Origin of the sequence: Hyphomicrobium sp. 2TAF46 (assembly GCF_052114865.1) — a bacterium.
Classification (GTDB): Bacteria; Pseudomonadota; Alphaproteobacteria; order Rhizobiales; family Hyphomicrobiaceae; genus Hyphomicrobium_B.
The window spans coordinates 47,105-59,295 of the sequence record NZ_JBFRFO010000010.1 but is presented as its reverse complement, the minus strand read 5'-3'; the positions used below and the strand labels follow the sequence as shown (position 1 = coordinate 59,295).

12 protein-coding genes are annotated in these 12,191 nt (G+C 59.8%); 5 read left to right on the top strand and 7 right to left on the bottom strand.

From position 1 onward, the window contains the following. The first annotated feature begins 92 nt into the window (after nt 1-92). Nucleotides 93-392, top strand: a complete 300-nt coding sequence (locus tag AB4Z24_RS19285) for a hypothetical protein (RefSeq protein WP_441710762.1) — start codon at nt 93-95, stop codon at nt 390-392. Between the two features lie 130 nt (nt 393-522). On the opposite strand, the gene AB4Z24_RS19280 is transcribed toward AB4Z24_RS19285, so the two are convergent. Then, nucleotides 523-681 (bottom strand): hypothetical protein, encoded by a 159-nt coding sequence (locus AB4Z24_RS19280; protein WP_441710760.1) that lies wholly within the window; start codon nt 679-681, stop codon nt 523-525. Between the two features lie 511 nt (nt 682-1,192). On the opposite strand from AB4Z24_RS19280, the gene AB4Z24_RS19275 reads away from it, so the two are divergent. Beyond that, complete coding sequence (locus AB4Z24_RS19275) at nt 1,193-1,576, top strand: hypothetical protein (RefSeq protein ID WP_441710758.1); 384 nt, start codon at nt 1,193-1,195, stop codon at nt 1,574-1,576. Here AB4Z24_RS19275 and AB4Z24_RS19270 read toward each other — a convergent pair whose 3' ends face one another. Further along, on the bottom strand, nt 1,577-2,050 hold the full coding sequence (locus AB4Z24_RS19270; protein ID WP_441710756.1) for a VOC family protein: 474 nt from the start codon (nt 2,048-2,050) through the stop codon (nt 1,577-1,579). A 1,457-nt stretch (nt 2,051-3,507) separates the two neighbouring features. On the opposite strand from AB4Z24_RS19270, the gene AB4Z24_RS19265 reads away from it, so the two are divergent. Both AB4Z24_RS19265 and AB4Z24_RS19260 read left to right on the top strand, forming a co-directional pair. After that, nucleotides 3,508-4,680, top strand: a complete 1,173-nt coding sequence (locus AB4Z24_RS19265; RefSeq protein WP_441710755.1) for a hypothetical protein — start codon at nt 3,508-3,510, stop codon at nt 4,678-4,680. Between the two features lie 216 nt (nt 4,681-4,896). Next, nucleotides 4,897-5,307, top strand: coding sequence for a hypothetical protein (locus AB4Z24_RS19260; protein ID WP_441710753.1), 411 nt, complete (start codon nt 4,897-4,899; stop codon nt 5,305-5,307). 107 nt (nt 5,308-5,414) lie between these two features. Here the strand turns inward: AB4Z24_RS19260 and AB4Z24_RS19255 are convergent, their stop codons facing one another. Further along, nucleotides 5,415-5,606 carry a hypothetical protein gene (locus tag AB4Z24_RS19255; protein WP_441710752.1) on the bottom strand — a complete coding sequence of 64 codons (192 nt, stop codon included), beginning with the start codon at nt 5,604-5,606 and terminating at the stop codon, nt 5,415-5,417. A 4-nt stretch (nt 5,607-5,610) separates the two neighbouring features. Next, complete coding sequence (gene uvrA / locus AB4Z24_RS19250) at nt 5,611-8,529, bottom strand: excinuclease ABC subunit UvrA (RefSeq protein WP_441710751.1); 2,919 nt, start codon at nt 8,527-8,529, stop codon at nt 5,611-5,613. Nucleotides 8,530-8,867: 338 nt separating this feature from the next. Between uvrA and AB4Z24_RS19245 the strand changes: the two genes are divergently transcribed. Continuing rightward, nucleotides 8,868-9,485, top strand: coding sequence for a hypothetical protein (locus tag AB4Z24_RS19245; RefSeq protein ID WP_441710749.1), 618 nt, complete (start codon nt 8,868-8,870; stop codon nt 9,483-9,485). A 217-nt stretch (nt 9,486-9,702) separates the two neighbouring features. Here AB4Z24_RS19245 and AB4Z24_RS19240 read toward each other — a convergent pair whose 3' ends face one another. From AB4Z24_RS19240 to AB4Z24_RS19230, 3 genes are all read right to left on the bottom strand, one after another. After that, complete coding sequence (locus tag AB4Z24_RS19240; protein ID WP_441710747.1) at nt 9,703-10,095, bottom strand: GFA family protein; 393 nt, start codon at nt 10,093-10,095, stop codon at nt 9,703-9,705. Nucleotides 10,096-10,656: 561 nt separating this feature from the next. Continuing rightward, nucleotides 10,657-11,505, bottom strand: coding sequence for a hypothetical protein (locus AB4Z24_RS19235; RefSeq protein WP_441710745.1), 849 nt, complete (start codon nt 11,503-11,505; stop codon nt 10,657-10,659). Between the two features lie 109 nt (nt 11,506-11,614). Next, nucleotides 11,615-11,983, bottom strand: coding sequence for a YkgJ family cysteine cluster protein (locus AB4Z24_RS19230; protein ID WP_441710743.1), 369 nt, complete (start codon nt 11,981-11,983; stop codon nt 11,615-11,617). Between the last annotated feature and the right edge of the window lie 208 nt (nt 11,984-12,191).

Here is a 12,191-nt window from a genome sequence, read left to right as displayed (position 1 = left end):
TGGAACAGGCGCGTGCGCATGGCGTTGGCATTGTACGCAGGCAAGCAAGGCCTGATTAACCGTTACGTTGAGAGACGAATGGGAGCTTGATGATGAATAGGAATTGGACGGTTGCGGCGGCTGCCGCGGTGATGGTGACGTTCGTCGCCCCTATGGCACATACTTCGATGGCTTGGGCGGATTCCATCTCCGGTGTCGAGGGCGCACGCGCGAAGGAGCGTCAGGGCCGTTATTTGAACCGCCAGGATCGCGAGCACCTCCGCCGCTACGGCGGCAATGACGATTCCTGGCGCGGATATCGCGGTGACGACTACGGCTATTATGACAGCGGCCCGGGAGTCAGCGTCTACATAGGACCGCGCGGCGGCTATTACGGACCTTACGATTACTAAGGCGAACCGATTTTATGGAGAGAGGAAAACAGCGGACCGGAGTCCGCTGTTTTTTTGTTTGCGGGTCCCTAACGTAACGGCGGTGGAACGGTCGCAAGGCGTTCGAGTTGGCAACGCTATGCCTCGGCATTCATGCGCAGGCACTCCAGCCCGCAGACATGCGGCCCGGATAGGCGATAAGGAGTTCAGTCATGAAACGGAATTGGACCGCTGCTGTTGGCGCAGCATTGATCTTGGCATCGTTCGTTACTCCGATGGCACTTTCTTCGATGGCTCGGGCGGATTCCATATCCGGCGTCGAGGGCGCCCGCGCAAAACTGCGGACGGGATCGCCGCTTACCCCTCGCGATCGTGCGATGTTGCGCAGATATGGCACGGGTACCGGCCGTGAAATCCCGAGCGGCCGTGTCCATCGCCCCACGCCGAGCGGCGGGTATTAATTTGGGAATTCTTTGAAGCTTATTGCGACGAACACGACGGGCGGCGTACTTTTTCATTGCACACCATCCGGCTCCAGTTCGTGAAGCCGGATGGCGTGTGCGTGGTAAGCACCCGGCCAGTGAGAGTGTTCGCCTTTCCTCGAGGCGAGGTGTGGAGATTATGGGGTGTGCGGAGGGAGCGGGGATAACTTTTTATCGCAGCGTGACGCGGCCGACGAATAAGCGAAATCGCGTGGATCAGCCGACGGCCTCACGAGTATACCACGCGTGCTTCCGACAGGCGCGCGCGGAATTCCGGTTGAACCTCACGGGGGCGCGCCAGTCGAGGCGACCCGTCATGCAAACGCTATGAGGTTTCACATGATCGAACATCGTCAGCGCCTTCGCGCGCTCGTCGTGACATTTGCCGTCGTCGCTTTCACAGCTCCAGCCAGCGCCGCCTCCCGGTTTGATGGCGTTTGGAACATGACCGCGGTGACCACCAGCGGCCACTGCGGGACCATTCCTGTTGGCATGCTCATCATCGGCGGGCGCATTTCTTCGACGAGCGGTTCCTATGCTTTCAATCAGATCGCCTTGAGCGGACGTGTGTCCCCTTCGGGCAGCACGTCACTCAGGGCCGTGACGGGACCGCGCGTCGCCTACGGAGTCGGATGGTTCGACAGCGATGAAGCCCACGGCAGATGGCGCGGAACGGGACCTTCCGGCATCTGCTACGGCGATTGGGTCGCGACACGCGAATAGTCAGCCGCGGCGTGCCTTCTCGATGGCGGCGACGTCGATCTTGCGCATGGTCATCATGGCTTCGAAGGCGCGACGTCCCTCGTCGCCGCCGGCTGCCAACGCGTCAGTCAACACGCGCGGCGTGATCTGCCAGTTGATGCCCCATTTGTCCTTGCACCATCCGCACTCGCTTTCCTTCCCGCCGTTGCCGACGATGGCGTTCCAATAGCGGTCGGTTTCCTCCTGATCTTCGGTGGCGATCTGGAACGAGAAGGCTTCGCTGTGCTTCGGCCCCGGGCCGCCGTTGAGGCCGATGCACGGGATGCCGGCGACGGTGAACGGGACCACCAGCGCATCGCCCTTCTTGCCGGCGGGATAGTCGGCGGGCGCGTAGTGGACGGCGCCGACGGAGCTGTCGGGGAAGGTCTTGGCGTAGAAGTGCGCGGCGGCTTCGGCGTCCTTGTCGTACCAGACGCAAATCGTGTTCTTGGGCACTGGCGTTCCTCCTTTTGTTGGCGCCTTCCGACTCTCCTTCGTCGAGCCGGCCGGAAGGCGCGGAAATGTTGCTTCTTCCGTGCATGACCGAAGTGCGGAGAATGAGGCAACACGCGTGCGCAACCGGCCGGCGAAACAGCAGACGCGCCATCCGGCCGGCTCCCGGAACGGGAGTCGGATGGCGCAAGCGATAAAGCACGAAGCGGACGGGTTCCGCGGCGTTGGGTCTTCGCAATTCAAGTCTCGGAACCGGTCCGCTCCGTGACAGCCAGAGATCAGGTTTCCGGCAGGTCACTTAATGAAGCGGGATATTCCGCACACGGTTTCTCTCATGCCGTGCGGACCTGCTTTCCGCCTTGACCGCATCGCGCGCGTGCCGCGAGCGGGTGAGGCTGCCCCATCCGAGCGCCGCGCGACGCCTCGCGCGATGCCCTTGCCGGATGGGTGAGGGGATTATGCGGGAGGTGATGGGGGCGGGGATAAGTTTTTTGGGGGGACGTAGAAGGCGCTGAGGGCAAATAGAGAGCGCGGGGTTAAGTGGTCTGCTTCGGGCCAAAAGTAGCCCAAAGCATCACGAGTCCACGTCTAGCTCCGCGTTCAGAAGCAAAGCCAGGCGCCTAAGCAGGTTGCGGGCGTCCCGCCCTTGCAGGCCATCTGCGAGGAGTGACACTCAATCATCCCCGAGCCGGTGCAGGTGGTTTTCACGGGCCCCTTCCCTATAAGTCCTCGCCCGGCGATCGTATTCTTAAGTGCGTTTGTGGAGAACAGAACTGCCAAATCGTGGGTGACGTTATCGCCAATGGCTCCGACCCTCGTACATTCGGCTGCCTGAGCCATCGCCGAAAGTGCGCACACCATGACCGCGACCACGAAGCCTAACTTGAAAACCTGCATTGCAACCCCCCGTGCGGACAAATCTACTCGAACGCTAGTCGAGTGCTTGGGCGTTGCCAAGTAAAGGACCGTTGCCGGCTCAGATATTTTCCGCAGTGCGATTTATGAGGCGCACCCCGCACCGCACGGCCATCGATGCGTGTCCGCTAAGGGTCAGAAGCAGACAAGTAAGGGCTCGCGGGCGAGGCTACTCCCCAACCCGAGCGCCGCGAAAGCGCGGATGCGCGTGGGCATCTGAAGCGCAGTCCAAGCGCGGATGCGCGTGGGCATCTGAAGCGCCATCGAGACTTCTCGCGCGATGCCTTTGCCGGATGGGTGAGGGGATTATGCGGGAGGTGATGGGGGCGGGGATTGGTTTTTTTGGGGGGCGAGGCGACGAAGGAGGGGCGGCGGCGCATCTAAAACAGCTTCGCGCGCGGAGGCGGGGTCGCGGAAAGCTAGTCGCCTAACAATGGTTGCGCTCGGACGCATCCGCACGGGTTCTTGTGGGTGTAAATTCTAGTGTCTATGCGGAGCGCGATTCGAAATGCAAATAATATGTAACTCAGTTTGGATCGCATGTTGTGAAACAGCTCGTTGTTTATCTCGATACATCAGATCTTATCGCGATGAGGTTAGCGCAGCCGGGAGAGATTCCTGCTACTGTGTTTCGTCGCTTAATGGAATTTAAGGCCGATCGAGTAGCAATTTTTCCGATCTCATTTTTTCAATACTTCGAATATATGCAGGCCGCTGATCCGAAATTCGTGGACGATAGATATCAGCGGGCGAAATTTCTATCGGACTTTAGCGAGGGCTGGTCGTTCCCTTATTACGAAGACTTGTTAGATGGTTCGTCGCCCCGGCAAGGACCCTATTGGATACCTCAAGCGGCGTTGGACATCTTCGACGTTGAAAGACTCGCGCATGATCTGCGTACGCGCGCATTCACACTAGTCACCGAGCACAACCTAGGCAACCGACGGGACCGTCGAAAGCTTGCATCGCTTTCTGGTTTCCGAGAGTTTTTAAAAAAGAACCCGTCCACGATGAGGCATGTTCAGCGTGAACACGCTGACAAACTATGCTCAGACGTCATTGCAAGCGATGTGGTGAGAAAATATATCTTGGGCGAGATTGATCGGGGGACGGCAAACGAGATTATCCGCGCCCAGTCGCTGGGATTTGCAGCTGTGTATCACTGGTTCTTTGAACACGGTAGAAACGAAAATCCAATGACTGACAGACTTCGGGAGCTAAAACAAAGCTGGGACGGAAGATTTGAGGAATTACGTTTGGCAATGGCGCGAGCAAGGGATATTGCTCAGGAAGTTACTACACTTGAGAAATCGGTTAGGAGCGGCTCGGCGGGTAGATTGCAAAACGAACGCAGACGGGAACTTTTGATCGAGTTCAAGCGACAAAAAGCGATTGCCAAGAATTTTGCTTCGCGTCCCTTGCGATCTCCGCTTGTCGACACATTGCGAAAAGCCCCTACCGCGAGTGAGCACTTTCAGGTAATCGCGGTTGAAGTTCTAAATGCTATAGCATGTGAGAGAGTGCAATTCACGTCATCGCTGCTTGGTGATCTTCTCCATTCTGTGTATCTTCCATTCTGTGATTTGTGGCGAGGCGATAGAAGTTTCACCCACATTTTGTTTGCGGGAAAGGTGCCTAATTCACACAAGGTCGTTTCGAGATTGCAAGATTTGCCGATTGAGATTGAAAAAGCCTTGGTGAGAAACGCTGCTTCTTGATCGAGTTATTTTCGGCTGAGATCTGAGTGCCCCGCACGGGCGAGGTAATGTTTGTGCGGCTGCCCCTCACCCTGACCCTCTCCCCGCGGGCGGGGAGAGGGAATGTGGGTCACTCCGCTGCGTGCATCTTGCTCGCGGGGTTCGGCGTTCTCGCCAGCACCGGCTTCAGATACTGTCCCGCGTAGCTTTCCTTGATCTTGGAGCAGCGGAGGGGGCATGGCGTTCGCGATCAAGGCTGAGGTTGTCGATCCGCGGGCCAGGACGTTTGCGTTCACCGCGCAGAAGACGATGTACGGCGGGAAGCTCATCGCGGAAGGCGACACGATTTTCGTGTTCGCGAGCGAGAACGAGGGCGGGCAGGGGCTCATCGCGCGCGGCGTCGTTACGTCGGCTGAGGCTACTCCGAGGAAGCCCGGGATCGAGCGGCAAACACCGCGCGTGAGCGTCACGATCCGGCGCACCGCGCTCGCGAAGCAGCCGTTGGGTCGGAGCAAGCTCAAGGGTTTCAGCGATTGGGACGACGGTCGGCCCGAGACCGAGCTCAATTTCAAATTCTACCGGCAGGCAACGAACAAGATCGTCGACATCTCGGATGAGGCTGCGGCGTTTCTCGGGAAGTTTTTCTAGGGTTTTGTTTGCTGACCCCCACCCCTAATCCCTCCCCGCAAGGGGGAGGGGAATTCTGCGGGACCGCCCCTCACCCTAACCCTCTCCCCGCGGGCGGGGAGAGAGGACTATTCGAATTCTTTATCACTCTGACCGGCCAGCGCCTGCGCAGCCGCAAGCTCCGCCGCCAGTTCGCGTTTCTTTGCCCTCGAGGCAAAGCGGAGCCGAAGACGCAAGCGGTCGATGTGCTTGGCGAACTCGTCTGTTGAGAGAGCCTGAAGCTGCTCCCGCGTGTGCGGCACGCCGGAACGCCGTCCCATGACATTACTCCGCCGCCTGCTTCTTGTTCGCGGGTTTGGGTTTGCGCGCCAGCACCGGTTTCAGATACTGCCCGGTGTAGCTTTCCTTGGTCTTCGCGACGTCTTCGGGGGTGCCTGCCGCCACGATGGTGCCGCCGCCGTCGCCGCCTTCGGGGCCGAGGTCGATGACCCAGTCGGCCGTCTTGATGACTTCGAGGTTGTGCTCGATGACGACGACGGTGTTGCCCGCGTCGGCCAGTTCGTGCAGCACTTCAAGCAGCTTCGCGACGTCGTGGAAGTGGAGTCCGGTCGTCGGCTCGTCGAGGATGTAGAGGGTTCTCCCTGTCGCGCGACGGCTCAATTCCTTCGAGAGCTTGATGCGCTGCGCCTCGCCGCCCGATAGCGTCGTCGCCTGCTGGCCGATGTGGATGTAGCCGAGGCCGACGCGCGCGAGCGTTTCGAGCTTGTCGCGGATCGACGGCACGGCCTTGAAGAACTCGGCGCCTTCCTCGACGGTCATGTCGAGCACGTCGGCGATGGACTTCTCCTTGAAGGTGACGGCGAGCGTTTCGCGATTGTAGCGCTTGCCCTTGCATTCCTCGCAGGTGACGTAGACGTCGGGCAGGAAGTGCATCTCGATCTTGATGACGCCGTCGCCCTGGCAGACTTCGCAGCGTCCGCCCTTGACGTTGAACGAGAAGCGGCCCGGCTCGTAGCCGCGCGTTTTCGCTTCGGGGAGGCCGGCGAACCATTCGCGGATGGGCGTGAAGGCGCCGGTGTAGGTCGCCGGGTTCGAGCGCGGCGTGCGGCCGATCGGGCTCTGGTCGATGTCGATGATCTTGTCGAAGTGCTCGATACCGGTGATCTTGTCGTGCTCGCCGGGATGCTCCTTGGCGTTGTTGAGCTTCCTCGCGACGGCCTTGAAGAGCGTGTCGATCAGCAGCGTCGATTTTCCGCCGCCGGAGACGCCGGTGATGCAGGTGAAGAGGCCGACGGGGATCGAGGCCGAGACGTTCTTCAGGTTGTTCTCGCGCGCGCCGGTGACGGTGAGCATTTTCGATTTGTCGGGGGCGCGGCGGGTTTTCGGGATCGGCACGTAGCGGACGCCGGACAGGTATTCGCCGGTGAGGCTCGCCGGATTGTCCATGATGTCCTGCGGCGTGCCTTGAGCGACGACGCGGCCGCCGTGGATGCCGGCGCCGGGGCCGACGTCGACGACGTGGTCGGCGTGCATGATGGCATCCTCGTCATGCTCGACGACGATGACGGTGTTGCCGATGTCGCGCAGGTGCTTCAGCGTGTCGAGCAGGCGGTCGTTGTCGCGCTGGTGGAGGCCGATCGACGGCTCGTCGAGGACGTAGAGGACGCCCGTCAGGCCGGAGCCGATTTGCGAGGCGAGGCGTATGCGCTGGCTTTCGCCGCCCGACAGCGTGCCGGACGCGCGTGACATGGTGAGGTACGTCAGGCCAACGTCGTTCAGGAATTTCAGGCGGTCGCGGATTTCCTTCAGGATGCGCGTCGCGATTTCGGATTGCTGCTTGGTGAAGGTCTTCGGGATTTCGGTGAACCAGTCGTTGGCGGCCTTGATCGAGAGATCGCAGACCTCGCCGATGTGCTTGCCGCCGACCTTCACGGCGAGCGCCTGGGGCTTCAGGCGGTAGCCGCCGCAGCCTTCGCACGGATGCGCCGCCTGATAGCGGGAAAGCTCTTCGCGGACCCAGTCGCTATCCGTTTCCTTGAAGCGCCTCGCGATGTTGCCGATGACGCCTTCGAACGACTTCTCGGTCGAATAATTGCGATTGCCGTCCCAGTAGGTGAAGGTGACCTCTTCGTCGCCGGAGCCGAAGAGGATCGCGAGCTGGACGTGCTTCGGCAGCCGCTCCCACGGTGTCTTCATCGAAACCTTGTAGTGCTTCGCGAGGCTTTCGAGCGTCTGCTCGTAATAGGGGGACGAGACGCCGGTTTTTGCCCACGGATAGATCGCGCCCTTTTCGAGGGAGAGCGCTCCGTCCGGCACGACAAGGTCCGGCTCGAAGCGAAGCTCGGAGCCGAGGCCGTCGCAGACGGGGCAGGCGCCGGCTGGGGCGTTGAACGAAAAGAGCCGCGGCTCGATCTCGTCGATGGTGAAGCCGGAAACGGGGCAGGCGAAACGGGACGAGAAGAGGATGCGCTCGTGCGTATCGTTCTTCGACTTGTTCGCGCCTTCGGTCTCGGCTTTCGACAGCGGCTTGTCGACGTATTCGGCAATGGCGAGGCCGTCGGACAATTTCAGCGACTGTTCGAAGCTATCTGCGAGGCGCGTGCCGAGGTCTTTCTTGACGACGATGCGATCGACGACGACGTCGATGTCGTGCTTGAATTTCTTGTCGAGCTTTGGGGCGTCACCGATGTCGTAGACGGTGCCGTTGATTTTGACGCGCTGGTAGCCCTTCTTCTGCCACTCGGCGATTTCCTTCTTGTATTCGCCTTTGCGGCCGCGCACGACGGGCGCGAGGATGAGAAGACGGGTGCCCTCGGGCAGCGCCAGCACGCGGTCGACCATCTGCGCGACGGTCTGGCTTTCGATCGGAAGGCCGGTCGCGGGCGAATAGGGAACGCCGACGCGGGCGAACAGCAGGCGAAGGTAGTCATAAATCTCCGTCACCGTGCCGACGGTCGAGCGGGGATTTTTCGAGGTGGTTTTCTGCTCGATGGAGATGGCGGGCGACAGGCCGTCGATGTGATCGACGTCCGGCTTCTGCATCATCTCGAGGAACTGGCGGGCGTAAGCCGACAGGCTTTCGACGTAGCGCCGCTGGCCCTCGGCGTAGATCGTATCGAAGGCGAGGGACGATTTTCCCGATCCCGACAGGCCCGTGAACACGACCAGGGCGTCGCGCGGGATTTCGAGATCGACGTTTTTCAAATTGTGCTCACGCGCGCCCCGCACGTGGATGGTCTTCATCAGTTCGGATCCGGTGCGGGCGGATGGCTTTTTTGCAGGTGATTTCATGAGGTAACGTCTACCCGAGGGGCGCTGGGGCGGCAATGCGACCGGAGCAAGCGTTGACAGATGATATGCTTGCGCCGCGATTTCAAGGCTTTATCTCGCTTTCCCATAGCCGCTCGGGCGGGGTTGGCGACCTTGCCGGCCTGGCGGCGCGGGGCCGTCCGGTTTCGCCGGAAGCGCCCTTGGCGCTCTTGCCGTTCACGGGTCTGTCAGCAAGCCGTCAGCATTCAGCCTTGACGCCATTGTAAGGCTCGCCGAAATCAAGTGCGCGTCGCTATCGGGAGGGCACATCAATGAGCGAAGCTCCATCTCTGCTGAATATTGCGCATCCCGCGCATCCCCTGAGCCGGGGCCTTTCGGTCATCAAGCTGCTGGTGCTTGCGGTTTCCGTTGCGGCCGCCGTTCCGACCGCGCGCAATCTCTATTTCTCCTGGAAGAACGACGTGCCGTTCAATCAGGTCGATCACCGGCTGGCGCAAGCCAAGCTGCTGGAGAAGAATTTCGACTGCAAGATCGACTACCGGTCCCTCGCGACGCAAGGGAATGCGCGCGTCGATGTCGGGTCTTGTTCGAAGACCGGCGACATCTCGATCCGGGTGAAGAGCCCCGGCGGTCAGGTAAACTACGAGTGGATCGCGTTCGAGCAGTTGCCGCGGCCGGCTTCGAAATCGGGAAGCCTTGTCGATCTTCTGATATCGCGCGCCTTTGCCGATGAGCTGAAGCCGTCGGCCGATCGGCCGTTCGAAGTTGCGCAAGATGCTGCCGTGCTTTGCCAGAGCAAGGCGGGCGACAACATCGTCCGCGTGATTCAGTCGGGCGGGCAATGCGTGAAGGAAACCGTTTCGATCTTCCGCGGCTCGGTTGAAAAGAGCGAGCCGGTGCCTTGCGACAAGGCGTGTCCGATACGGTAGGGGACGCTGGTCGTCTCATCTACCGTCATGTCGACGGAGGTCGGCATCCAGCAAGCTTCAGCAAAGCGGTGGTCGTGGATCGCTCCGAGCGGACAGCAAGTGAGAATGCGCTGACCGTTGCCTGGATCCCGGCCTTCGCCGGGATGACGGGAGTGGTGGGGCGGCTCTGCGCTACCACTTCGGCCGGGATGACAACTGGTGGGTGGGTTTGCGTGCGTCACCATTCGTCTTTTTGCGGCAAGCCGTCGGTGATGTCGTAATAGTCGGATTTCGAGGCGACGAAGATGTGCTCGAGAATTCTGACGCCGACCGGCTTATCGATCGTGCCAGCCGTGATGTAGATGTCGGGGCTGCCGGTCTGCTTCCAAAAGAGATTGCTGCCGCAGCGCGAACAGAAGCCGCGGCTCGCTATTTCGGATGATTGAAACCAGCGCAGCGTTTCGTCCGACACCATGGTGACGTTGGCGGCAGCGGTGCTCGTCATCGCAGCGAAATTGCCGCTCGTCTTGGCGCATTGCGAGCAGTGGCATGCCAGAATGGGATTGAGCGCGCCGCCGATTTCGAAGCGCACGCCCTGGCAAAGGCAGCCGCCGGATTTTTTCGCTGTCATCAATATCGTCTTTCGCTTCTGGTATTTTTGGCGCATCCGCGCAGGCGCTCATAACAGACGAAACACACGCGGGCGATAATGTGATCGATTTCACCGTTGTGACGGGTTGACGACGCGGGAATTGAGGCACACATTTCTATTGTGACGGTGCTGCTCTCGTTGACGGTTCCGGTAAATGCGTCTCGGTCGATGGGCCGATGAGCTGCGGATTGGAAAGCGAGCCACGTCCGTTCATGAGCGCGTAAGGGCCGTGGGCTGGCATGGGAGGCGGCAGGCGTGACGGAGCAACCGAGTAAAGGAGATGAGATGACTCCACCGGGTTATCAGCGGGACCTCGGGACTGGTTCGCGAGGTCAGCAGCCTGGATGAGCGCTCTCGAGAATTGGCCGCGCTCAAATCAGCTGTCCCACCCACAATCTGAATTCTTTAGAAAGGGCGGTAGTGATACCGCACCCGCAATGAAGGTCCGGTTATAATCCGGGCAATCCATCGAAGGTCAGAACCCCGCGCGCGATCCGAGGATCCGGCGGGGTTTTCCTTTTGGGCGTTGCCAACCGATGATCATGCAATTGCAAAGCGGTCCGCATTTTCGCGGATGAATTTGGGAAGGTGGGCGATGTCGACGGTCGTCGTCGTCTCGGACAAACGGCGCTCGAACGCGTCTTCGAATTTAAAATCTTCCCAGAGCCTGCGTTCCTGATGTGAGTATGCGAGTATCTTGTTGCGATACTTGATCCAGTCGCCGATGGACGTCATGTGCCAGCCGCTGTCGGAGACGACGTAAATCCGGTTCGACATGCCGCGCCCCACGAAGTTCTGATATCTCGTGCAGAGGCGACCGATGATGGAATCGCCCAAATGGACGGACGCGCGCCTCTTCATCGATCGCAAGCGTTGTGCGCCGGGAAAATCCGAGAATTCGATCATTCGCGGACCCTTTTCCCAAATGGTGCCCGTGATGCGGCGATTGACTGAGCCGGTGTAGACCGGCATCTCGAAGATCGTCAGGTCGTGCGGGCGCCGGTTTGCGATCGCTTCCCGCAGCTTCTTCGCCGATATGATCTCGTCAACATCGCCGACGATTATGAGATCGTCCGGCGAAGCCTGCGCGAGGCCGAGTGAAATTTGTTCTCTTTGAAAATGCTCGCGGGCCCAAGTTGTGTCCCCCGGGCGCGTGGTGAGGCGGTGCCTCAGGTCGTCTTCGGGGAATTCAATGCCGACGTAAGTGATCTTATCGGCGTAGCGGCTGAAGGCGTCTCGGTTTTCTGAAAAATAGAGTGGTTTCGGATTGCCGCTGAAAGTCAGATTGGCTTCGACAATGACGAAGCGATCAACGATCTCGTAAAGTTCGTGGAGCCTGACTTCGAGAAGATCGAGTTCATTGTAAAAGGTGAAACAATCATACAGCACCGGTACTTCCCCCAGATACTACTCGCTATGAACATAGCGGGCGGGGGATTACCATTGAGACGCGCGCGGATCAATGGCGTGAAGAAGACTATCGTTATTCCTGCAACGGTCAGTCTTTATGATTGGTGATGGCGGCGAACGTCTTGTCGTTCTGGCAGCGGCGTTCGTGCATCAGGAAATCATAATATCCGCAGCGGCCGTGGCCGGGGTAATCGCGGCAGGCGTGGGGGCGCGCCTTATAGATCGTGCAGCGCCGTTCCTTGGTGTCGAAGAATTGGCAGATGCGGCCGTAGATCTTATCGCCCTTGCGACGCATCAGATATTTGTGGCCGTGGCCTTCGCGCGTGAAGCGCCGTTTCGCCGTCTCGTATTTCAGCGTGAAATGCTTGGCGAGGCGTTCGACGTCGCGCTTATTCAGTGCGATGACGGGATACGAACAGCAGTATCCCGGACAGTTGAGACAATTGTAGTGAGCCATCTGCGGGGTAGTGCTCCGAGGGCGCGTGCTCGCGCTATTATCTACAACGGCCTAGACGATGCTGACCGTCAGTCAAGACAACATTCCTCGCGCCGCAACACTATTGGGGAACTCTGAGCGCGGGTGAGGATTTGCAGTGTCACTCTTGAGACTTCGCGCGAAGCCTCTTGCGCGGGTAGGGCTGCTTCCTATATAGAACATTTGGAGA

Coding starts and splice junctions, on each gene's coding strand:
- AB4Z24_RS19285 (WP_441710762.1), top strand. CDS start 93: ATGAATAGGAATTGGACGGTTGCGGCGGCTGCCGCGGTGATGGTGACG.
- AB4Z24_RS19280 (WP_441710760.1), bottom strand. CDS start 681: ATGGAATCCGCCCGAGCCATCGAAGAAAGTGCCATCGGAGTAACGAAC.
- AB4Z24_RS19275 (WP_441710758.1), top strand. CDS start 1,193: ATGATCGAACATCGTCAGCGCCTTCGCGCGCTCGTCGTGACATTTGCC.
- AB4Z24_RS19260 (WP_441710753.1), top strand. CDS start 4,897: ATGGCGTTCGCGATCAAGGCTGAGGTTGTCGATCCGCGGGCCAGGACG.
- AB4Z24_RS19255 (WP_441710752.1), bottom strand. CDS start 5,606: ATGGGACGGCGTTCCGGCGTGCCGCACACGCGGGAGCAGCTTCAGGCT.
- uvrA (WP_441710751.1), bottom strand. CDS start 8,529: ATGAAGACCATCCACGTGCGGGGCGCGCGTGAGCACAATTTGAAAAAC.
- AB4Z24_RS19245 (WP_441710749.1), top strand. CDS start 8,868: ATGAGCGAAGCTCCATCTCTGCTGAATATTGCGCATCCCGCGCATCCC.
- AB4Z24_RS19240 (WP_441710747.1), bottom strand. CDS start 10,095: ATGACAGCGAAAAAATCCGGCGGCTGCCTTTGCCAGGGCGTGCGCTTC.
- AB4Z24_RS19230 (WP_441710743.1), bottom strand. CDS start 11,983: ATGGCTCACTACAATTGTCTCAACTGTCCGGGATACTGCTGTTCGTAT.